This is a genomic window from Ramlibacter montanisoli, from assembly GCF_013087525.1.
GTDB classification, from domain to species: domain Bacteria; phylum Pseudomonadota; class Gammaproteobacteria; order Burkholderiales; family Burkholderiaceae_C; genus Ramlibacter; species Ramlibacter montanisoli.
Window position 1 is genome coordinate 513,229 of record NZ_JABFCS010000001.1, and the last position, 19,068, is coordinate 532,296.

General features: G+C 69.4%; 23 protein-coding genes and 2 pseudogenes. 10 read left to right on the plus strand and 15 right to left on the minus strand.

The window, feature by feature from the left end; genetic code table 11:
• Positions 1-60: 60 nt before the first annotated feature.
• Positions 61-399 (plus strand): hypothetical protein, encoded by a 339-nt coding sequence (locus HK415_RS02655; RefSeq protein WP_171556665.1) that lies wholly within the window; start codon positions 61-63, stop codon positions 397-399.
• A 3-nt stretch (positions 400-402) separates the two neighbouring features.
• On the opposite strand, the gene HK415_RS02660 is transcribed toward HK415_RS02655, so the two are convergent.
• Complete coding sequence (locus tag HK415_RS02660; protein WP_171556666.1) at positions 403-1,176, minus strand: hypothetical protein; 774 nt, start codon at positions 1,174-1,176, stop codon at positions 403-405.
• Between the two features lie 435 nt (positions 1,177-1,611).
• On the opposite strand from HK415_RS02660, the gene HK415_RS02665 reads away from it, so the two are divergent.
• The gene (locus HK415_RS02665) at positions 1,612-2,220 is read left to right on the plus strand and encodes a VOC family protein (RefSeq protein ID WP_171556667.1); all 609 of its coding nucleotides are present in this window, start codon (positions 1,612-1,614) and stop codon (positions 2,218-2,220) included.
• Positions 2,221-2,252: 32 nt separating this feature from the next.
• On the plus strand, positions 2,253-2,525 hold the full coding sequence (locus tag HK415_RS02670) for a hypothetical protein (RefSeq protein WP_171556668.1): 273 nt from the start codon (positions 2,253-2,255) through the stop codon (positions 2,523-2,525).
• A 37-nt stretch (positions 2,526-2,562) separates the two neighbouring features.
• Here HK415_RS02670 and HK415_RS02675 read toward each other — a convergent pair whose 3' ends face one another.
• Complete coding sequence (locus tag HK415_RS02675) at positions 2,563-3,057, minus strand: B3/B4 domain-containing protein (RefSeq protein ID WP_171556669.1); 495 nt, start codon at positions 3,055-3,057, stop codon at positions 2,563-2,565.
• A gap of 34 nt (positions 3,058-3,091) precedes the next feature.
• Positions 3,092-3,232 (minus strand): hypothetical protein, encoded by a 141-nt coding sequence (locus tag HK415_RS02680; protein WP_171556670.1) that lies wholly within the window; start codon positions 3,230-3,232, stop codon positions 3,092-3,094.
• Positions 3,233-3,353: 121 nt separating this feature from the next.
• Here HK415_RS02680 and HK415_RS02685 point away from each other — a divergent pair, with 121 nt between their 5' ends.
• Positions 3,354-4,502 (plus strand): aminotransferase class V-fold PLP-dependent enzyme, encoded by a 1,149-nt coding sequence (locus tag HK415_RS02685; protein WP_171556671.1) that lies wholly within the window; start codon positions 3,354-3,356, stop codon positions 4,500-4,502.
• 133 nt (positions 4,503-4,635) lie between these two features.
• Complete coding sequence (locus tag HK415_RS02690) at positions 4,636-6,183, plus strand: methyl-accepting chemotaxis protein (RefSeq protein WP_171556672.1); 1,548 nt, start codon at positions 4,636-4,638, stop codon at positions 6,181-6,183.
• A gap of 11 nt (positions 6,184-6,194) precedes the next feature.
• Here HK415_RS02690 and HK415_RS02695 read toward each other — a convergent pair whose 3' ends face one another.
• From HK415_RS02695 to HK415_RS02710, 4 genes are all read right to left on the minus strand, one after another.
• On the minus strand, positions 6,195-6,503 hold the full coding sequence (locus HK415_RS02695; RefSeq protein ID WP_171556673.1) for an MTH1187 family thiamine-binding protein: 309 nt from the start codon (positions 6,501-6,503) through the stop codon (positions 6,195-6,197).
• A gap of 31 nt (positions 6,504-6,534) precedes the next feature.
• A complete protein-coding gene (locus HK415_RS02700; RefSeq protein WP_171556674.1) occupies positions 6,535-6,951 on the minus strand; it encodes a hypothetical protein in 417 nt (138 codons plus the stop codon).
• Positions 6,935-7,522 carry a nucleotidyltransferase domain-containing protein gene (locus tag HK415_RS02705; RefSeq protein WP_171556675.1) on the minus strand — a complete coding sequence of 196 codons (588 nt, stop codon included), beginning with the start codon at positions 7,520-7,522 and terminating at the stop codon, positions 6,935-6,937. Before HK415_RS02705 ends, HK415_RS02700 begins: the two co-directional genes overlap by 17 nt.
• 110 nt (positions 7,523-7,632) lie before the next feature.
• The gene (locus tag HK415_RS02710) at positions 7,633-7,935 is read right to left on the minus strand and encodes a hypothetical protein (protein WP_171556676.1); all 303 of its coding nucleotides are present in this window, start codon (positions 7,933-7,935) and stop codon (positions 7,633-7,635) included.
• 160 nt (positions 7,936-8,095) lie between these two features.
• Between HK415_RS02710 and rssA the strand changes: the two are divergent.
• A pseudogene (gene rssA / locus HK415_RS02715) lies at positions 8,096-8,994 on the plus strand (patatin-like phospholipase RssA).
• 20 nt (positions 8,995-9,014) lie between these two features.
• Here rssA and HK415_RS02720 read toward each other — a convergent pair.
• Together HK415_RS02720 and HK415_RS02725 are read right to left on the minus strand one after the other, a co-directional pair.
• Positions 9,015-9,584 carry a hypothetical protein gene (locus HK415_RS02720; RefSeq protein WP_171556677.1) on the minus strand — a complete coding sequence of 190 codons (570 nt, stop codon included), beginning with the start codon at positions 9,582-9,584 and terminating at the stop codon, positions 9,015-9,017.
• A complete protein-coding gene (locus HK415_RS02725) occupies positions 9,581-11,368 on the minus strand; it encodes a glutamine--tRNA ligase/YqeY domain fusion protein (RefSeq protein ID WP_171556678.1) in 1,788 nt (595 codons plus the stop codon). Before HK415_RS02725 ends, HK415_RS02720 begins: the two co-directional genes overlap by 4 nt.
• Positions 11,369-11,574: 206 nt before the next feature.
• Between HK415_RS02725 and HK415_RS02730 the strand changes: the two genes are divergently transcribed.
• Complete coding sequence (locus tag HK415_RS02730) at positions 11,575-11,916, plus strand: hypothetical protein (protein WP_171556679.1); 342 nt, start codon at positions 11,575-11,577, stop codon at positions 11,914-11,916.
• A gap of 142 nt (positions 11,917-12,058) precedes the next feature.
• On the opposite strand, the gene HK415_RS02735 is transcribed toward HK415_RS02730, so the two are convergent.
• The 6 genes from HK415_RS02735 to HK415_RS02760 form a co-directional block, all read right to left on the minus strand.
• Positions 12,059-12,307, minus strand: coding sequence for a hypothetical protein (locus tag HK415_RS02735; protein ID WP_171556680.1), 249 nt, complete (start codon positions 12,305-12,307; stop codon positions 12,059-12,061).
• Between the two features lie 410 nt (positions 12,308-12,717).
• On the minus strand, positions 12,718-13,512 hold the full coding sequence (locus HK415_RS02740) for a LytR/AlgR family response regulator transcription factor (protein ID WP_171556681.1): 795 nt from the start codon (positions 13,510-13,512) through the stop codon (positions 12,718-12,720).
• Positions 13,509-14,576: a sensor histidine kinase gene (locus HK415_RS02745; RefSeq protein WP_171556682.1), complete on the minus strand. Its 1,068-nt coding sequence runs from the start codon at positions 14,574-14,576 to the stop codon at positions 13,509-13,511. Before HK415_RS02745 ends, HK415_RS02740 begins: the two co-directional genes overlap by 4 nt.
• A gap of 13 nt (positions 14,577-14,589) precedes the next feature.
• The gene (locus HK415_RS02750; RefSeq protein ID WP_171556683.1) at positions 14,590-15,639 is read right to left on the minus strand and encodes an alpha/beta hydrolase family protein; all 1,050 of its coding nucleotides are present in this window, start codon (positions 15,637-15,639) and stop codon (positions 14,590-14,592) included.
• Complete coding sequence (locus HK415_RS02755) at positions 15,636-15,920, minus strand: 2TM domain-containing protein (RefSeq protein ID WP_171556684.1); 285 nt, start codon at positions 15,918-15,920, stop codon at positions 15,636-15,638. Before HK415_RS02755 ends, HK415_RS02750 begins: the two co-directional genes overlap by 4 nt.
• 32 nt (positions 15,921-15,952) lie before the next feature.
• Positions 15,953-16,363 carry a DUF2306 domain-containing protein gene (locus HK415_RS02760; RefSeq protein ID WP_171556685.1) on the minus strand — a complete coding sequence of 137 codons (411 nt, stop codon included), beginning with the start codon at positions 16,361-16,363 and terminating at the stop codon, positions 15,953-15,955.
• A 161-nt stretch (positions 16,364-16,524) separates the two neighbouring features.
• Here HK415_RS02760 and HK415_RS02765 point away from each other — a divergent pair, with 161 nt between their 5' ends.
• The 3 genes and pseudogenes from HK415_RS02765 to HK415_RS24340 all read left to right on the plus strand — a co-directional run.
• Complete coding sequence (locus HK415_RS02765; protein WP_171556686.1) at positions 16,525-17,880, plus strand: efflux RND transporter periplasmic adaptor subunit; 1,356 nt, start codon at positions 16,525-16,527, stop codon at positions 17,878-17,880.
• Positions 17,880-18,569, plus strand: coding sequence for an ABC transporter ATP-binding protein (locus tag HK415_RS02770; protein WP_171556687.1), 690 nt, complete (start codon positions 17,880-17,882; stop codon positions 18,567-18,569). The genes HK415_RS02765 and HK415_RS02770 overlap by 1 nt, the downstream gene beginning before the upstream one ends.
• Before the next feature lie 107 nt (positions 18,570-18,676).
• Positions 18,677-18,991 (plus strand): annotated as a pseudogene (locus HK415_RS24340) (ABC transporter permease); the annotation flags it as partial.
• Between the last annotated feature and the right edge of the window lie 77 nt (positions 18,992-19,068).

The window sequence follows — 19,068 nt, forward strand, 5'->3', positions numbered from 1 at the left end:
TCAACCCGGGGTCGGGACAGCGCGCCTATCGTTGCGGGAACGCTGGAAAGAGGTGTGGTGATGAGAAGCAACCTGACGCTGCTGGGCGCGCTGGTCGTGGTGGGCCTGGGGGCCTGCTCCGCTTACGGTCCCGGTTCCATGATGCAGGAGTACGGCATGGGGCCGGGCATGACGCCCGGCATGCCGCGATCGCTCCATGCCGCCCCCGGCAGCACGATGCTGGCCCTGGGGCCGCTGCCCGCGAGCCTGAGCGCGCAACAGCGCGCGCAGGTGGATGCGATCGCGCACGACCTGCGCCGCGAAACGATGGAACGCACCACCGAGGCGCGCAGGCGCGTCGACGCCGTGTTGACGGCGGAACAGCGCGAGGAGTGGCGGCGCGCGCAGGCGCCGCGTTGATGCCTAGTGCCGCGCGTCGCGCGGCAGCGAGGACTCGAGCGGCTGGAAGGCCGAATCGATCGGGTGGCGGCGCGGCGTGCCCTTGGAGGCGGCTTCCTTGCCCAGCATCAGGCGGGTGATCTTGCGGCCGCGGCCGACGACGAAACGCACCAGCGAGCGCAGCAGGATCGAGCCGTTGAAGGGGATGTACGTGAGCATCCCGTGGCCCTGCACGTAGCCGGGGTTGTTGTCCAGGTAGAAGCGCGTGTCGCGGCGCTTGCTGGCCAGCCAGCGGTTGCGTTCTTCCTCGGTCTCCAGCGTCACCCAGTTCACGTGGCGCACCAGCGGGTTGGCGGGGTCGACGCGTTCCAGGTGGAAGCTCTCGGCGAGATGCTCCATGCGCTGCATCACGTCGGCCGGGATGTCCTTGTGCGTCGCATGCGGCCAGATCACCGGCGCATAGTGCGACAGGAAGGTGTAGCTGCTCGGGTGCGTGAGCGCCGCGAAGATGCAGAACTGGCGCCAGGGCTGGCGCAGCCACAGGCGCAGCAGGCGCAGCACCGCGTACACCATGGTCAGGTCGCGTCCGCGGTAGGCGGGCAGGGTGCCTGCTTCCAGCCGGATCACGAGCGACACGCGCTGGTCGACCGGCACGCGGAAGGCATGCATGGAGGTGTAGCCCACCACCTGCCCCGCGGAGTTGTACTTGACGTAGACCCAGGTGCGCCACGCATCGCGCTCCACCACGTAGGAACGGAATTCCTCGTAGCTCAGGCCGGCGAAGATCTGCGAATGCACGGCGAACAGTTCGCGCGCCAGCGACTCCGCTCCGCGGCTCGCATGGAGTGGACGGTGTGGCAGCTGATGCGGGAAAGCGAGGTCATGCGTCTAGGGCTTTTGCTTAGTATCGCACCGCATTACAAATTGCAACAGCCCCCTTCCGTCGGGTCGTTCAAGGGAAAACGCCAGCATGTCTGCCAGAGGGAAAAGGAGGTTACGCCCCGGCCCTTCCGGCATGATTTCAAATTGTAAATACCTCAACAGGGCGAGGGTCGAAGCTCATCCGTTTTGCAACGGGCTGTGACCGCCCTGCCGCCTGTCGCCGATGGGCGGTCCTGAAGCCCGCAATCCGTGCGGTTTTTCTCGACCTGCCGCCGCGAACTGTCGAATCCCGGCGGGGTCCATCGTCATGGGGATGACGGGCGCACCGGCCCGCAACCCAAGGAGACCGACATGCCAGTGCTGGACAGCTATCTCTTCTTCGACCGCCGCTGCGCCGAAGCCATGCGCTTCTACGAGAAGACCCTCGGCGGCAGGCTCGAGCCCATGATGAAATACGGCGACTCGCCCGACCCCAGCGCGCGCGTGCCCGGCGCGGAAGACCTCGTGATGCACGCCTGCCTCGTCCTCGACGGCCGGCGGCTCATGGCCTCCGACTGCCCGCCCACCCATCCGGCCCAGCCCATGGGCGGCTTCGCGCTCTCGCTGATGTACGACTCGCCCCAGGAAGCGCGTCGCGTCTTCGACGCGCTGGCCCAGGGCGGCGAAGTGACGATGCCGATGCAGAAGACCTTCTGGTCCGAGAGCTTCGGCATGCTGGTGGACCGCTTCGGCACCGCCTGGATGGTCGGCGGCGGCGCGCAGGGGGCTGACACCGCCTGTTGGTTGCCCGCGTCGCGGAAACCTCTTGTAGTAGCTTCCCGCCCCCGCCACCGCCTAGCATCGCGCCAACGACGGAGGGAGCCATGGCAGGAACGGGGACGCGCTTGGGGGTGCTGGCAGCTGCGGCGTGGCTGCTGCTGGGCGCCGCGCCGGCGGGCGCGCAGGAAGCGCCCGCACTGACACCGACCTACAAGTGCCACGCGAACGGCAGGGTGATCTACACCCAGATCCCGTGCGCCGGCGGGCGGGAGCTCGGCCCGGGCGGCGCCCGGACTTCCGAGAGATACAAGACGCCGCCACAGGACCGCGCGAAGGCCGCGCGCCGCGCCCAGCTCGCCCCGGAGGCGCGCCAGGAATGCACGGCGCTGGAAGGCCGGATGAAGGAGCAGGAGGCGGAACTCAAGGCCAGGGGCACCGAGCCGACCATCCAGGAGGAAACGCCGCTGGTGAAGACCAAGCTGCGGTTCCGGGAGTTGAAGTGCTGAGGGTGGGGCGCCGGGGTTCGCTGCGCGCACCGCCAGCCTACGGGAATCCGAAAGCGGGCTGAGTGGCGGAAAGCAGCTGGGTCCGCGCTTCGACGGACCAAACTTCTCGCAAAGCCTGCGCGATCGCGTCCAGCAGGCGTGCCACATCGTCGGCGCCGCCCGCGTGCATCGCCTCGACCACCACGAGCACCTCGCGCGTCTCGTCCCGCACCGCCGACAGGCCGCTTTGCCGGTTGGTCCAGCGGCGGGCGTGGGCGTTGCCCTCGGCGTCCACGAAACTCACCTCGCCCGGCTCCGGGTGCTCGATCCCGCCGCCGAAGGTGAGATAGCGCTCGCTGCCTTCGGCGTGCCGTACCTGCAGCGCGCCTTCGATGCGCGCCACGTCGAGCACCGCCACGAGAATCGCGAACGCCATCGAGATGCCGTTGCACAGGTCGATCAGCGGGTGGATCCGCGGCATCGTCCCTTCCTTGCGCAGGCGCCGCAGCAGCGATTCCGACGCGCAGCGGTACTGCGTGGGCTTCAGGCCCATGCGCGCGCCTTTGCGGCGCCCGCGCCCGCACGCCTCACTTGTTCTTCAGCTTGCCCTTGGGCAGCACCGTCGTCATCGGCGGCATCGGCCGGTCCGACGTGCCTTCCTTGGGCGGCGAAGTGTCCTTCTTGGGTTTCTTCGCCATCTTGTTGCTGCGCTGTTCGCCCTTGGCCATGGTGATCTCCTCTTCGATGGCGCGAATGTACCAGCCCCGGGACGGCAAAAAACCCCCGGCGCAGGGGGTAAGGGTCGGGTGTTAAGCTGGCTTTTTCCTTCCCACAACCGCAAGAGACAACATGCCCGGACTGCTGCCCAACGTCGACCCTGAAGGCCTGCTCGAATTTTCCGTGGTGTACACGGACCGGGCACTCAATCACATGTCGCGCAGCTTCCAGGGCGTGATGAAGGACATCTCCGCGATCCTGAAGGACGTCTACAAGGCGCACTCCACCGTGCTGGTGCCGGGCAGCGGCACCTTCGGCATGGAGTCCGTGGCGCGCCAGTTCGCCGGCGGCAAGGACGTCGTGGTGATCCGCAATGGCTGGTTCAGCTACCGCTGGACCCAGATCTTCGAGATGGGCAACATCCCGGCCTCTTCGACCGTGCTCAAGGCGCGCAAGACCGGCAGCGGCCCGACCGCGTCCTGGATCCCGGCGCCGATCGCCGAAGTGACCGCCACGATCCGCGAGAAGAAGCCCGCGGTGGTGTTCGCGCCCCACGTGGAAACCGCCGCCGGCATGATCCTGCCGGACGACTACCTGCGCGCCGTGTCCGACGCGGTGCACGAGGTGGGCGGCCTGTTCGTGCTGGATTGCATCGCCAGCGGCGCGATCTGGGTGGACATGAAGGCCACCGGCGTCGACGTGCTGATCTCCGCGCCGCAGAAGGGCTGGAGCAGCTCGCCTTGCTGCGCCATGGTCTGCCTGAGCGAGCGCGCCCGCAAGGCGATCGACGGCAGCACCAGCAGCAGCTTCGCCATGGACCTGAAGAAGTGGCTGCAGATCATGGAGGCGTACGAAGGCGGCGCCCACATGTACCACGCCACCATGCCGACCGATGCGCTCACGCGCCTGCGCTCCACCATGAAGGAAACGCAGGCCTACGGCTTCGCCAAGGTGAAGGCGGAGCAGGAAGACCTGGGACGCAAGGTGCGCGCGCTGTTCGACCGCGGCTTCCCCAGCGTGGCCGCCGACGGCTTCAAGGCGCCCGGCGTCGTGGTGAGCTACACGACCGATCCCGACATCCAGTCCGGCAAGAAATTCCTGAACGAAGGCCTGCAGACCGCGGCCGGCGTGCCGCTGCAGTGCGACGAAGGCAGCGACTTCAAGACCTTCCGCCTCGGCCTGTTCGGCCTGGACAAGTGGCACCACGTGGACCGCACGGTCAAGCAGCTGGCCGACGCCCTGGACCGCATCGGCGTGCCGGCGCAGAAGAAGGCCGCCTGAGTCCGCCTGTGGCGGATTGCTGACGCTTCCCCGCCAACAACTTGCGCCCTCCGGGCGCGTTACCTCCTCGCGGTGGACGGCCTGTGGGCCGGCCCCCAGAATGTGTGACAGGCAGTCACAACGAGGAGGCCCCATGAGGGCGGAGACATTGCCTGCGCCGCTGGTGGCGCAGGCCGCACCCCTGGCCGAAGCGCCCGCGCGCCGCGCCCGTACCCTCCTCGGCGTCCGCGTGAACCTCGCCTTCGGCGCGATCGTGCTGCTGCTGGCGGCGCTGACGGCCCTGGCGGCCAACCAGATGCAGGGCACGCCGGAGATGTTCGCCATCGGCCTGGGTGTGGCGGCGATCGTCGCGGCCCTGGCGACCGCCGGCTGGCTGCAGCGCAGCGTGATCCGGCCCATGGGCCAGGCCACCCGCGCGGTGGGCCAGTTGCGCGCCGGCCGGCTCAAGGACCCGATCGCCACCGCCGGAGCCGGCGAGCTGCGCCCGCTGGTGCAGGAACTCGAGGACGTGCGCCGCCGGCTCGCCGACGTGGTCTACCAGGTGCGCACCGCCGGCACCAACGTCGCGATCAACGCCTCCCAGATCACCATCGACAACGAGGCGCTCTCGGGCCGCACCGACACGCAGGCCGAGTCGCTGCAGCAGACCGCGGCCTCGATCGAGCAGCTCACCGCCACGCTGCGCGTGAGCGCGTCCACCGCGCAGCAGGCCAACGACCTGGCCCGCGCCGCAGCGGCGAGGGCGGAGCAGGGCGGCGAGGCGATGCGCGAAGTGGTGGAGACCATGGGCTCCATCCGCGCCAGTTCGCACGGCATCCGCGACATCATCGGCGTGATCGACGGCATCGCCTTCCAGACCAACATCCTGGCGCTCAATGCGGCGGTGGAAGCCGCGCGCGCGGGCGAGCAGGGCCGCGGCTTCGCGGTGGTGGCCACCGAGGTGCGGTCGCTGGCGCAACGCTGCGCGGAGGCCGCCCGCGAGATCAAGGGCCTGATCGGGGCCTCGGTGCAGCAGGTGGACGCCGGCGGCGCGCGCGTGGACCAGGCGGGCGCGGCCATCGCCGGCATCGTGACCGAGGTGCGCCAGGTCGCCGAGCTGATCGGCCAGATCGACGCCATCAGCCAGGAACAGAGCAGCGGCATCCAGAGCATCAACGACGCCATCGGCCGCATCGACGGCGCGACGCAGGACAACGCCACGCTGGTGAGCGCGGCCGCCCGCACCGCGGCGGCGCTGAAGGAGCGCGCGGCGGCGGTCACGCGCGTGATGTCGGCGTTCGACGCCGGCGGCACCGAGCAGGGCACGCTGGAGGAAGCGCGGCAGCTGATGGAGCGCGGCTGCGAATTCGTGCGGCAGCACGGCATGCAGGCGCTGATGGCGGACATCAACCGCATGGAACACGGCCAGTTCGTGATGGGCGACCTCTACCTGAACGTGCTGGACGAAAGCGGCACCTTCGTCGCCCACGGCAACAACCCGGGCCGCATCGGCACCGGCCCGCTGCGCGACCTGGACGGCATGTGCTTCCCGCAGCAGTTCGTGCGCGTGGCCATGCAGCGCGGCGAAGGCACGGTGGACTACCGCATGAAGCACACGCTGACCGGCGAGGTCGCCGTGCGCAGCAGCTTCGTCAAGCGGGTCGGCAAGCACGTCATCACCTGCCCTTACTACAAGGGCTGAACGCGCGGGCCTCAGGTGCGCAGCTTGCGCCCGACGTGGCCCTCGACCGCGTCCACCTTGCTGCGCAGCCGCGGCTCGGTGCCGGCGCGGTAGTCCATCTTCAGGTTCATGGAGATGCGCCGGCAATCCTTCTGCAGTTCGCGGAAGCACTCGCCCACGACGGCCATCACCTCGTCCCAGTCGCCTTCGAGGATGGTGCCCATCGCGGTGAGCTGGTAGGTGACGCCGCTGCGGTCGATGATGTCCAGGATGCGGCCCACGTGGCGGCTGAGGCTTTCCCCCTCGCCGGTGGGCGACATGGCGAATTCGAGCAGGACCATGGGTTCTCCGTCTGTTGTGATCTCGGCTCGCTCAGGTGCCCAGCCGACCCTGAAGTGCATCTGCGACTTTCTGCGTCGCGGAAATCAGATCCTGCACGAGACGCTCGTCGACGTCGAGCAAACCCTCGTACTCGCCGAGGTTCCGCGTGTTGTGGCACTTGTCCAGAACGCGCCACACCTCCGGGCCGAGTCCAAGGGTATGCGGCAAGACCTGGAAGACGATATAGCGATTGGATGACCTGTAGCCGGCGACGCGAAGAGCAGCAAGGCTCAACGCATGCGCTGCGTTGTAGGCAAGGTCGAAGCGGCTCTCCAAGGCCAGTTTCGTGTTCGCCGCATCCTTCAGGCGCGCAAGGCCGGTGCGCGCCAGGCCATTCGTCTCGTTTTGGTCGGGCCTTTCCACGCGGAGTTTTCCCGTGGCGACGAGATTCTCAAGTGGTGAGGGCATGCAGGGCCTCCTCGGATCCAATCAGCCAGATCTTCGGCTGGTGGAGAACGCGCGTCACGAAGGCGTTGTCCTGCTTGACCTTGCGGGCAATTTGCGCGGGGGTGTAGACGGTGGGATTGACCGGCCGTCCCAGTGACAGCGACGCCGGTTCGAGGGCCTCGAAGGTGTCCGCGTAGCCAAGGTCCTGGCTCACGATCAGAACGTCGACGTCGCTCGCCGCGGTTTCCTGCTGCTTCGCGATCGAGCCGAACACGAATGCGAGACCGATACGCGGCGAGAGTGGCTCCAAGGCCGCACGGAGCACGTCCGCCAGGCCGAAGGTCTTCAGGACGAGGCTGCGAAGTTCCGGGAACACGGGCGCCGCATCGTTGGCCTGGTAGTGCTTCTGGTTACCCTGGCTCGTCACCTTCAGCAATCCGGCCGCGGCGAGGTCGGCAAGCTCCCGCTGCACGGCACCGCTGCCCGATTGCGCGAGCGCGATCACCTCGCTTGCAAAGAAGCTCCGCCCCGGGTTGCCAAAAAGCAAAGCGAGGACGCGCTGGCGCACCCTGGGAAACAGGGCGTCTGCCATGCTGGGCGCGCGCGCCGGGGCCGGTGCAGGGGAAGCAGTTTTGGTACCCAATATGGGTAGGATGATACCCAATCTGGGTAGGATCGCAATCCCCTGGTCCGGGGTCGTCGTCAGCGGCGTAGCAAGCGCATCACCATCCAGCCGAAAAGCAGCCCCGCTCCCGCCATCAGCAGGGGCGTGCTGCGGGTCTGCCGGGCGACCTTCTGTTCGACCTTCTGCACCGTGGTCGGCGGTTCCGGGTGGTCCATGTCTTCCGCGGCCGTCTCGGCGCCGGGCACGTAGCCGTCCGCGTAGAAGCGCGGTTCCAGCGCCTCGATGGTCGCCATCTCCTCGTCGTCCAGGTTCAGGTCGAGGCCCACGTCGGGCAGGTGGGTGTCGCCGGTGAGCTTGAGGCGGTTCTTGGGGTGGGGCATGGGTCCGTCCTTGGGGTCTTGTGTGCAGTCAGGACAATCTAGGCAAGGACGAAGGTGCGCGGCGTAGGAAAGCGGCGGAGCCCGCATGGGGACGCATTCCCGCAAGTTCGTTCCCTGCATGCTTTGCGGTACGCTGTGCCATCGACAACAGCAGAGCCACATCGAATTGAGCACCAGACGCCCCCGCATCGGCCTCGCCCTCGGCAGCGGCTCCGCCCGCGGCTGGGCACACGTCGGCGTGATCAAGGCGCTGGAGCGCGCGGGCGTCTCGGCCGAGATCGTCTGCGGAACCTCGATCGGCGCGCTGGTCGGCGCGGCCTACGCGGCCGGCGACATCGAGCGGCTGGACGAGTGGGTGCGCGGCCTGAGCTGGCAGCAGGTGATGGGCCTGATGGACGTGCGCCTGTCCGGCGGCCTGATCCGCGGCTCGCTGCTGGTCGAGTTCTTCCGCTCGCGCTTCGCCGACAAGGGCATCGAGCACCTGGGCAAGAGCTTCGCCTGCGTCGCCACCGAACTCACCAGCGGCCGCGAGGTGTGGCTGCAGTCGGGATCGGTGGTCGATGCGGTGCGCGCTTCCATCGCCATCCCCGGCCTGCTCGCGCCCGTGGTGCACGAAGAGCGCCTGCTGGTCGACGGCGGCCTGGTGAACCCGGTGCCGGTGTCGCTGTGCCGCGCGCTCGGCGCGGACGTCGTGATCGGCGTCGACCTGAACTGGGACCTGATCGGGCGGCGCAAGCAGGTGCCCGAGGTCGTGAAGACGGAAGCCGGGCCGGCGGACAACGGCATCCTTGAGTCCATCTTCGCGAAGTTCCGGGGCCACGACCGGCCGGGCCGCAAATCCAGAACCCCTCGATGCTGGACGTGCTGACGACAAGCCTCAACATCATGCAGGTGCGCATCACGCGCAGCCGGCTCGCAGGGGAGCCGGCCGACGTGCTGATCCAGCCGCGGCTGTCGGGCATCGCGGCGATGGATTTCCACCGCGGGGCGGTGGCGATGGCGGAAGGGGAGAGGGCGGCGGAGCAGGCGATGCCGCTGGTGCGGGAGCTGCTCGGCTGAGTCCGCAGCGGCGCTGCGCGTCAGCCCTGGGGCAACTCCACGACCTGCCCCCGCGCCGCGGCGATCGCGCCGATGACCAGGCGAAGCTGCGTGCCCGGCTTCAAGGCGGGCAGCGCCACTTCCGGCCGCAGCAATTCGACCGGCACGTCCTCCGCGCCCGTTCCGGGCACGGCAGGGCCGACCCGCGCGGTGAAGCCGGCGTTGCCCACGATCAGCGTGCACCGGTTGCCCTCGCACGCGAAGGCAGCGGGCAGGTCCGCGACGAGGCCGGTGGGCTCCAGCCGCACGCGCAGGTGCGGCGTGAAGGCGGATCCCTCGGCGAAACCCGCGGGCGGGGTCGGCTTGCGCGGGATCTTGCGCACGAAGTAGGCGACGAGGTTCCCCACGGCCGGCAGCCAGAGCACCATCAGCAAGGTGCCGATGTCGCGCAGCGTCGAGGGATCCGGCGCGAAGTAGCGCACGAGGGAGCCCGCCGCTGCCAGCAGGAGCAGGGCGATCATGATGAGACGGCGGCGGGCGGGGGTGGCGGTGAGGGCCATGGTCGATTGTGGAGGCTGCGTCCGCACCGTGGCCTTCGCCACGAACGTCACTTCGCCCAGCTGTCCTTCAACCCCGTCACCCGGTTGAACACAGGGCGTTGGCCTGTGACGTGATCCTTTCGATCCGCCACGAAGTACCCATGCCTCTCGAACTGGAACTTCTCATCGGCATGCGCCCGCCCCAATGACGGCTCCACATACGCCGTCACCACCTGCAGGCTCTCGGGGTTGATCTCCTCCACGAAATCCTTGTCCCCCGTCCCCGGCTGCGGCACGGAGAAGAGCCGGTCGTACAGGCGCACTTCCGCCTTCACGCCGTCCGCCACGCCCACCCAGGTGATGTTCCCCTTCACCTTCACGGCATCCGCCCCTGGCGTCCCGCTCCTGGTATCCGGCACCAGCTTGGCCTGCACCTCCGCCAGGCGCCCGGACGCATCGCGCGAAGCACCGACGCACTCCACCACGTAGCCATACTTCATCCGCACCTTGTTCCCGGGGAACAGGCGGAAGAATCCCTTGGGCGGCGTGTCCTCGTAGTCCGTGCGCTCGATCCACAGCTCCTTGCCGAACATGAACTCGCGCTTGCCGCGCTCCGGTGCGTGCGGGTGCACGGGCGCGCTGCAGGGCTCCAGGTGGCCGGCGCCCATCAGCTCGTCCCAGTTGGTGACGACCATCTTCACCGGGTCCAGCACCGCCATCGCGCGCGCCGCCTTCGGGTCCAGGTCGTCGCGCAGCGCGATCTCCAGCGTCGAGTAGTCGATCCAGGAATCGGCCTTGCTCACGCCGATGCGGTCGGCGAACAGGCGCAGGCTCTCCGGCGTGTAGCCGCGGCGGCGCAGGCCCACGATGGTCGGCATGCGCGGGTCGTCCCAGCCGGTGACGTGCTTGCCGTCCACCAGTTGCTTGAGCTTGCGCTTGCTGGTCACCACGTAGGTGAGGTTCAGGCGTGCAAACTCATATTGCCGCGGATGCGGCGAGTTGATGAGGCCGCCTTCGGCCAGGCGATCGAGCAGCCAGTCGTAGAAGGGCCGCTGGTCCTCGAACTCCAGCGTGCAGAAGCTGTGGGTGATGTTCTCCAGCGCGTCCTCGATCGGGTGCGCGAAGGTGTACATCGGGTAGATGCACCACTTGTTGCCCGTGTTGTGGTGCTCCGCGTGCTTGATGCGGTACAGCGCCGGGTCCCGCAGGTTGATGTTGGGGCTGGTCATGTCGATCTTGGCGCGCAGGACTGCCTTGCCGTCCTCCAGCTTGCCGTCGCGCATGTCGCGGAAGCGCTGCAGGTTCTCGTCGATGCTGCGGCTGCGGAAGGGGCTGTCCACGCCGGGCTTGCCGAAGTCGCCGCGGTTGGTGCGCATCTCCTCCGGCGTCTGCTCGTCGACATAGGCGAAGCCGGCTTCGATGAGGTACTCGGCGGCCCGGTACATGAAGTCGAAGTAGTCGCTGGCCTGGTACAGGTGGCTGGTGCCGTTGGCATCCCAGCCATACCCCAGCCACTGCACGGCGTCCTTGATGGCGTCGACGTACTCGATCTCTTCCTTCTCGGGGTTGGTGTCGTCGAAGCGCAGGTGGCAGGTGCCCTGGTAGTCCTGCGCCAGCCCGAAGTTCAGGCAGATGCTCTTGGCGTGGCCGACGTGCAGGTAGCCGTTGGGCTCGGGCGGGAAGCGGGTGCGGATCTTCGCGGGGTCGGGTGCGCCGGCCTTGTGGTGCGCGGCATCACCGGGGCTGCCGCCCCACTGCCGTTGCGCGTAGGTGCCCTGGTCGAGGTCGCGTTCGATGACCTGCCGCAGGAAGTTGCTCTGCCTGGCAACGGGTTCTTTGTCGTTCTGGGAAGCCATATGCCGACGATTTTGTCATGGCTTGTTGCAGGGGACTTTTTGCGGCCCGCGTGACGAAGTGGCGCTCCGGGCGGACGAGCGGCCGAACGGGTTACGTCCCGCAACCGATTTGACGCCCTCGCCGTATGTGTGAAGGCCCCATGGACGTTAAATCAGTGCGTCGGGAGCGTTGCTCTCGAGCAAAGAAGTACCAGCAGGAACCCGCCATGAAACTGAACATCGTCCGAACCCTCGCCGCTGCCGGCGCAGTGGCACTGGCGACCCTGGCCACAGGCGCGCAGGCACGCGACGTCTACTGGTCGGTGGGCATCGACGCCGCCCCCGGCGTGTCCATCGGGGTGGGCAATGCCCGTCCCGTGTATGTGGCTCCGGCCCCGATCTACGTGGCGCCCGCGCCGGTGTACGTGCGCCCCGCGCCCGTGTACTACGCAGAGCCCGTCTACGTACGCCCGGGCCCGGTCTACTACGGCGCCCCGGTGTATTACGGCCACCCGGGCAAGCACAAGGGGCACAAGAAGCACCACAAGGGCCACCGCCACTGGGATTGAACCGTTTCCGGCGCCGGTTGTCGCCTGACCACAACCAGGATCTCCAAGCGTATTCGGCCCCGGCCCTCAAGCTGGGGCCTTCTTTTTGGGCCCCTTGCTCGATGGCTCGCTCGCGCCGTCCCGCGTGAATCCTTCGTGTCCCTTACCGGTGATGCTCGTCCTTGCCCATCTCGGGCTCGGGCGTCGGGTAGGGTGTCGGCAGCAGCGACTTCAGCCTGAGCTGGTCGCGCAAGTGGGGCCGCACGCTTTCCGCGCCATACCCGCTGTGTCCCCGTGCCGTCGCGCGCTCCACGAAGCCGCGCTGCTTCACCGGTCCGCTGCCCCTTCGCCCTGCCGCAGCAGAGCGACGGCCGTCGGGCTCGCTCGCATGGGTGGGTTTTCCGTCCTTCATTTCGGGCTTTCCTCTGTGTGTTAACAGAGTAGGGTCACCGAAACGCTTTACATGCCGGTTGTGCACGGCCGTAAGCGTCGGACCGCTTCGACCGATCCGTAGTCCCTGCGCCCGTGACTTCCCGCACGCGCCCAAAAAAGAACCCCCAGGGATGAGCCTGGGGGTAACAATGCCAGTCGCGGGACGGAGGGCCGGACCAGCTCACCCCGGAGGAGGAGGGGACTCAGAGGAGTCGGGGTGACCGGGACGAAAAGCGCTGTTCTTGTGGGAGGGTATGCGCCTTTCGTGCAATTCGATGCCTTGAAGTAGAAAGGCCTGTCGCGCCACGAACTGTAGGACGCCGCCCACAGGGACTGCCAGACGAAAACCCTAGTTCCCCGCACATAGGCACCGTTGCCTACCGTGGCTCGCTACATCGCCTTGAACAGGTGTGCGTAGAGCCGGCTCACCGGCAGCCGCTCCTTGCGACCGCGCAGCGCCAGGTGCAGCTTGCCCGCCTCGTCGCGATGCACGCTGTCCACCGCGGTCGATCGCACCACGGTGCCTCGGTGCACCTGCCAGAACAGGTTGGCATCCAGCTGGGGCAGCAGTTCCTTCAGCGGCGTGCGGATCAGGACTTCGCCGTCGGCGCAGACCACGCGCACGTACTTGTCCGCAGCCTCGAAGTACACGACCTCGTCCACCGGCACCATGCGGATGCTGTTGCCGACGCTCGCCTGGATCACCTTCAAGGGCGGCTGCGCGGTGCGGGCAGGTCCGGCGGCCAGCAGGTGGCGCAGCTGGCCCAGCGTGGCTTCGAGGTCCGCGCCGCCGCCCTTGCGTTGCCCCAGCACGTGGCGCAGCTTCTCCACGGTCTTCTGCAGGCGCGCGGGCTGCACCGGCTTGAGCACGTAGTCGACGGCCTGGGCCTCGAAGGCCTGCAGCGCGTACTGGTCGTACGCGGTCACGAACACCAGGGCGGGGAAGTTCGTTCCCTGCGGCCAGGCGTCGGCGAGTTCCGCGGCGGCGTCCAGCCCGCCCATGCCGGGCATGCGGATGTCGAAGAACAGCACGTCGGGACTGTGTTCCAGCGCGGCGCGCACGGCCGCGGCGCCGTCGCCCACGGTCTGCACCAGCTGGAGCTCGGGCCAGGCGCGTGCCAGTTCGGCCTGCAGCGCCTGGGCGAGCAGCGGTTCGTCTTCGGCGATCAGGGCGGTGGGGCTCATGCGATGGGCAGGCTGATGCGGGCGTGGGCGCCGCCGGCGTCGCGGTCGAAGTCGAAGCGCGCGCCCTCGCCATGCAGGGTGCGCAGGCGCTCGCGGATCTGCGCCAGGCCGAAGCCGTTGCCCGCGCTCTCCGCACTGGCCTCGCCGATGCCGGTGTCCTCCACCTCCACCAGCAGCCGGTCGCCGTCGCGGCGCGCGCGCACGGCGATGCGGCCGCCCTGCACCTTGGGCTCCAGCCCGTGCTGGATGCTGTTCTCCACCAGCGGCTGCAGCAGCAGCGTGGGCACGCGCTGGCCGGCCAGCTCCGGCGGCAGGTCCAGCTCGTAGGACAGGCGCGGGCCCATGCGGATCTTCATCAGCTCCAGGTAGTCGCGCAGCCGGTCGAACTCCGCCTGCAGCGGGTGGGTGGTGCTGCGCGAGGCGTCCAGCGTGGAGCGCAGGTACGCGATCATGTGATCGAGCATCTGCTGCGCGCGCCCGGGGTCCACGGCGATCAGCGCGCGCAGGTTGGCCAGCGTGTTGAACAGCATGTGCGGCTCGAGCTGCGTTTCCAGCAGCTTCAGCCGCGCCTCGTCGGCATGCCGCTGCGACTCGCGCATGCGGCGCAGGAGGTACTCGCTCTTGTTGCGGCTGTAGAACCAGTAGCTGCCGACGATGCCCGCCATCAGCGTGATCAGCATGCCGGTGCGCACGTGGGCGTCGCCGTGCACCATGGGACGAGGCCCGTACAGGTCGAAGGTGGTGCAGATGAAGTCGCCCAGCCGGTTGCCCAGGAAATAGCCGGCGACGATGCCGGTGACCACCAGCAGCACGCCGGCGATGCCGGGCGGCCAGCCGGTCTCGCGGGCCGATGGCAGCAGGTGCCGGCCCAGGTCCACCACCGCCCAGATGATGGTCCCGATCAGCAGCGAATAGATGGCGTTGGGGACAAAGGGCCGGTGCGGCTCGAACGCGAACTGGAGCGCCGCCACCGCCAGGCAGAAGGCGAGGGTCTGCAGCAGGTGCTGCAGCTTGTGCGCCCACTGGATGGCGATCGCCGGCCGGGCGTCTGGAGGCAGTGGCATGGCGCGGTTCATTCTAGGGGAGCAGGTGCTTGCGCAAGAAGGCGACGATGCGCTGGTCCACGTCGGCCAGCTGCCGGCGGTCGAAGCCGGGCGGATCGCCCAGCAGGTCCGCGGCGACTTCTCCCAGCTTGTCCAGCGGCGGCGGCGGCGAGAGCAGCGCGCCGTGCCCGCCGTCGGCGAGGTGCGCGAGCAGTTCACAGCGCGGACGGCAGGCGGCCAGCACGGCGTCGCTGTGGAAGCGCGGCACCAGCCACTTGTCGTGAGCCGCCGTCACCAGGGCCAGCGGCACGCGCGGCGTGGCCAGCGATGCCATGTCGAAGTCCGCGGAGTAGGGCACGCCCGCGACCACGGCGCGGATGCGCGGGTCCTCGTGCGTGTACCAGGCCTCGTCCCGCACCAGGCCGCGCAGGGCCGTGAGCGCCACGGTCTTCTTCAGCCCGTCGAACATGCCGCCGCGCAGCTGCGTGATGAGGCCGACGCAGGAGTTGAAGTCCTCCCCGATGTGCGCTTGGCAATGGCGGCGCATCTGCGCCGGGGACCAGCGGCCGCCGGCGATCGTGAGCGCCGTGTGCCCGCCGGCCGACATGCCGTACATGCCGACGCGATCGAGGGACAGCAAGGGCGCGAGCTGCGGATGGCGGCCGACCGCGTCGATGGCGCGCGAGACTTCGCCGGGGCGCAGCTTCCAGCTGTCCGGCCCGGGCTTCGAGGGGTCCAGCGCGTTGTCCGCATGGTGCAGCGGCACGGCCACCGTGAAGCCGGCCGCGACCAGCGCCCGCGCCAGGTCCGCATGCACCCAGGGCGTGCCGCCGGAGCCATGCGACAGCACCACCAGCCGGCCGTTGCCGCGCACGGGCGCCGCCTGCTCGGCGAGCTGCAGCGTGAACGGGCCGCGGCGGGCCCAGCGGTCCGGGGCGTCCGTGGGATAGAACACGGTCACCGGGCCGTCGCCGCCGGTGGCCGGCAGCTGCATGGCGCCGGTGCCGGCGCGGGTGGCCAGCGGGGCGGCGGCGGCGGCCAGCGCCAGCAGGACGGCCGCGCCGAAGCGGAGGGCGGCGCTCACCACGGATCCTTCTGCGCGCCGGCCAGCTGGCGGCGTTCGCGCTCGAGCAGGTTCTCGTAGACGCTGCCGCCGGCGACCATGAACACGACGACGCCGTGGATCGCCAGGCCCAGGCCCCAGCCGAGGGCGGGGAACACCGCCCAGTGCCGGCCGCTCGCGATGGACAGGGCGGCCAGCAGCAGGTTGACGGCGACGTACACGCCGGCGTGGATGAACCATCCCATCTTCATGCCCGCGCGGCGGCGGGCGGTGCGTTCGAGTTGCGGGCTCAGGGTGCTCATGGCTTTCTCCGTTGTGGATGATGAATGGTTTTTCATGCGAGGCCCAGCGCGCCCCAGAGCGCCTGGCCGAGGTAGCGTTGCGGCAGCAGCGTGAAAGCGCCGGCGGCGATGCAGGCGGTGAAATACAGGGCCTGCATCACCTTGCGGTGGCCGGCGACGTTGCGGCGCGCCAGCATCCAGAACGCGCCGAACAGCGAGGCGAACACCACGGGCACCAGCAGGTGGATGGGCGTGTAGCCGGCGATGTTGGGCAGGCTGAAGTCGCGGATGAAGAGGGCCGAGACGGCGGTCACCAGCATCAGCGTCACCCAGGCGTAGCCGAAGGCGCGGTGCAGGCGCGGGTGCTGCGCGCGGCCGCGGCGGGCCCAGAGCGCGACCGGGCCGGTGGCCACGGCCAGCAGTGCGGCGGTCATGTGGACGGCGATCACGGGGGTCATCTGCATGGCGCTTCTCCTGTCTGCGATGGGGTGGACTGTCGGCGCCGGCCGCCGCCGCCGCGAGCCGGATGCGACGAAACGCCGGCGGCCGGGAGCGAAATGCAGCCGCCGGGGCGCCAACGGCGCCGGGCTGGGCGCCCGGCCGGGCTGTTCCTACAATGCTGCGCATGCAGAAGTTCACCTGGAAGCTGGGCGCCGCGGCGGCGCTGCTGCTGCTGGCGGCAGGCGGCGGCGCGTGGTGGTGGAGCCAGGCCAGCACGCCCGCCGTCAGCTACCGCAGCGCGAAGATCGAGCGCGGCCAGCTGCAGGCCAGCGTCTCCGCGTCCGGCACGGTGAATCCGGTGACCCAGGTGTCGGTCGGCACGCAGGTGTCGGGCCAGATCAAGGAGCTGATGGTGGACTTCAACTCCGAGGTGAAGGCCGGCCAGCTGATCGCGCGCATCGACCCCGAGACCTTCGAATACCGCATGCGGCAGGCGCAGGCGGACCTGGACGCCGCGCAGGCGGCCGTGCTCACCGCGCAGGCGAATTCGGCAGCGGCGCGCGCCGGCGTGTCGCGTGCCCGCGTGGACCACGCCGAGGCGCTGCGCGACCTGGAGCGCAAGAAGTCGCTGGTGGAAAAGCAGTTCATCTCGCAGACCGAGGCCGAGAAGGCGCAGGCGCTGGTGAACACCACGCGCGAGTCCGTGGCCTCCGCCGACGCGCAGCTCGGCGTCGCGGCCGCGCAGGTGAAGAGCGCGCAGGCGAGCGTCGCCCAGCGGCAGGCGGCGCTGTCGCAGGCGCGCGTGGACCTGCAGCGCACGCAGATCACCTCGCCGGTGAGCGGCATCGTCATCAAGCGCGCGGTGGAGCGCGGCCAGACCGTCGCCGCCAGCCTGCAGGCGCCGGAGCTGTTCGTGATCGCGCAGAACCTGCAGGACATGCAGGTGGAGGCGAGCATCGACGAAAGCGACGTGAGCCGCATCCGCCTGGGGCAACGCGCCACCTTCACGGTGGACGCCTTCCCCGGCCAGGCCTTCGAGGGCGAGATCCGGCAGGTGCGCAAGGCGGCGCAGAACGTCGCCAACGTGGTGACCTACGTGGCGGTGATCGGCTTTTCCAATAGCGGCGGGCGCCTGCTGCCCGGCATGACGGCCAACGTGCGCGTGGTGACCGACACGCGCGAGGGCGTGCTGAAGATCCCGAACGCGGCCCTGCGCGTGCGCATCGCGGGTGTCGAGCCGGCGCAGGCGCCGGTCGATGCCGCCGCGCCCGCAGGCGAGCAGAAGGCGAGGCCGCAGGGGCGGGCGGCGGATTCGCCGGGCCGGGCCGTGACGCGGGGCCGCATCCACCTGCTGGACGCCGGCGGCAAGCCCCGGGCCTTCAACGTGCGCCTGGGCATCACCGACGGCACCGCCACCGAACTGCTGGTGCCGGCGGGCGCGCCCGAAGCCTCCGAGCTGAAGGAAGGCGCGACGGTCGTGACCGGCGTGATCGGCGCCAGCGCACCGAAGGCGCCCATCGGGCCGCGGATGCCCTTCTGATGGCCCTGGTCGAAGCGCGCGGCCTCACCAAGGTCTACGCCACGGGCGGCCAGACCGTGCATGCCCTGCGCGGCGTGTCGATCGCCATCGAAGCGGGCGAGTTCGTCGCGATCATGGGAGCCTCGGGCTCGGGCAAGTCCACGCTGATGAACATCCTGGGCTGCCTGGACCGGCCCACCGCCGGCGCATACCAGCTGGCAGGCGAGCCGGTGGAGACCATGGCGGCCGACCAGCTCGCCGCCGTGCGCAACCGGCGCATCGGCTTCGTCTTCCAGCAGTTCAACCTGCTGCCGCGCACCACGGCGCTGGAGAACGTGGAGCTGCCGATGGTCTATGCCGGCGTGCGCGCCGCCGACCGCCGCGCCCGGGCGCTGGAGGCGCTGCAGCGCGTGGGCCTGGCCGAACGCGCGAGCCACACGCCTTCCGAGCTTTCCGGCGGCCAGCAGCAGCGCGTGGCGATCGCCCGCGCGCTGGTGAACCGGCCGCAGCTGATCCTGGCCGACGAACCCACGGGCGCGCTGGACTCGCAGACCAGCGAGGACATCATGCGGCTGCTGACCGACCTGAACCGGCAGGGCATGACGATCGTGCTGGTCACGCACGAGAACGACATCGCGCAGTGGGCGCGCAGGAAGATCGTGTTCCGCGACGGCATGATCGTCGAGGACACGGCGGGAGTTCCCGCATGACCTTCCTCGCCGCCCTGCGTTCCGCGTTGCGCGCGCTCGCCGCCAACAAGCTGCGCAGCGTGCTCACCATGCTGGGCATCATCATCGGCGTGGGCGCGGTGGTGACCATGATCGCCGTGGGCCGCGGCGCGACCGACCGCGTGCAGGAGCAGATGAAGAGCCTGGGCTCCAACGTGATGCTGGTGCTGCCCGGGACCGTCAATGCCGGCGGCGTGCGGCTCGGCGCGCAGACCGGCCAGGCGCTGACCGAGGAAGACGCCGCGGCGATCGCCCGCGAGATCCCCGAAGTGCAGGTGGCCGCGCCCAGCCTGCGCAGCTTCGCGCAGGTGGTGGTGGGCAACACCAACTGGAACACCACCGCGCTGGGCGCCACCAACGACCACCTGGAAGCGCGCGACTGGCCCGTCGCCAACGGCCGCATGTTCGAAGCCGCGGAGATCGCCGGTTCGGCCAAGGTGGTGATCATCGGCCAGACCGTCGCGCAGCAAGCTGTTCGCCG

Bases quoted from the DNA above. Each gene is read 5' to 3' on its own strand.
- HK415_RS02700 (WP_171556674.1), bottom strand. From the start codon at position 6,951: ATGCCCTCACCACTTGAGAATCTCGTCGCCACGGGAAAACTCCGCGTG.
- HK415_RS02760 (WP_171556685.1), bottom strand. From the start codon at position 16,363: ATGCAGATGACCCCCGTGATCGCCGTCCACATGACCGCCGCACTGCTG.
- HK415_RS02685 (WP_171556671.1), top strand. From the start codon at position 3,354: ATGCCCGGACTGCTGCCCAACGTCGACCCTGAAGGCCTGCTCGAATTT.
- HK415_RS02755 (WP_171556684.1), bottom strand. From the start codon at position 15,920: ATGAGCACCCTGAGCCCGCAACTCGAACGCACCGCCCGCCGCCGCGCG.
- HK415_RS02725 (WP_171556678.1), bottom strand. From the start codon at position 11,368: ATGGCTTCCCAGAACGACAAAGAACCCGTTGCCAGGCAGAGCAACTTC.
- HK415_RS02765 (WP_171556686.1), top strand. From the start codon at position 16,525: ATGCAGAAGTTCACCTGGAAGCTGGGCGCCGCGGCGGCGCTGCTGCTG.
- HK415_RS02710 (WP_171556676.1), bottom strand. From the start codon at position 7,935: ATGCCCCACCCCAAGAACCGCCTCAAGCTCACCGGCGACACCCACCTG.
- HK415_RS02740 (WP_171556681.1), bottom strand. From the start codon at position 13,512: ATGAGCCCCACCGCCCTGATCGCCGAAGACGAACCGCTGCTCGCCCAG.
- HK415_RS02675 (WP_171556669.1), bottom strand. From the start codon at position 3,057: ATGGGCCTGAAGCCCACGCAGTACCGCTGCGCGTCGGAATCGCTGCTG.
- HK415_RS02770 (WP_171556687.1), top strand. From the start codon at position 17,880: ATGGCCCTGGTCGAAGCGCGCGGCCTCACCAAGGTCTACGCCACGGGC.
- HK415_RS02695 (WP_171556673.1), bottom strand. From the start codon at position 6,503: ATGGTCCTGCTCGAATTCGCCATGTCGCCCACCGGCGAGGGGGAAAGC.
- HK415_RS02745 (WP_171556682.1), bottom strand. From the start codon at position 14,576: ATGCCACTGCCTCCAGACGCCCGGCCGGCGATCGCCATCCAGTGGGCG.
- HK415_RS02730 (WP_171556679.1), top strand. From the start codon at position 11,575: ATGAAACTGAACATCGTCCGAACCCTCGCCGCTGCCGGCGCAGTGGCA.
- HK415_RS02680 (WP_171556670.1), bottom strand. From the start codon at position 3,232: ATGGCCAAGGGCGAACAGCGCAGCAACAAGATGGCGAAGAAACCCAAG.
- HK415_RS02655 (WP_171556665.1), top strand. From the start codon at position 61: ATGAGAAGCAACCTGACGCTGCTGGGCGCGCTGGTCGTGGTGGGCCTG.
- HK415_RS02735 (WP_171556680.1), bottom strand. From the start codon at position 12,307: ATGAAGGACGGAAAACCCACCCATGCGAGCGAGCCCGACGGCCGTCGC.
- HK415_RS02690 (WP_171556672.1), top strand. From the start codon at position 4,636: ATGAGGGCGGAGACATTGCCTGCGCCGCTGGTGGCGCAGGCCGCACCC.
- HK415_RS02705 (WP_171556675.1), bottom strand. From the start codon at position 7,522: ATGGCAGACGCCCTGTTTCCCAGGGTGCGCCAGCGCGTCCTCGCTTTG.
- HK415_RS02665 (WP_171556667.1), top strand. From the start codon at position 1,612: ATGCCAGTGCTGGACAGCTATCTCTTCTTCGACCGCCGCTGCGCCGAA.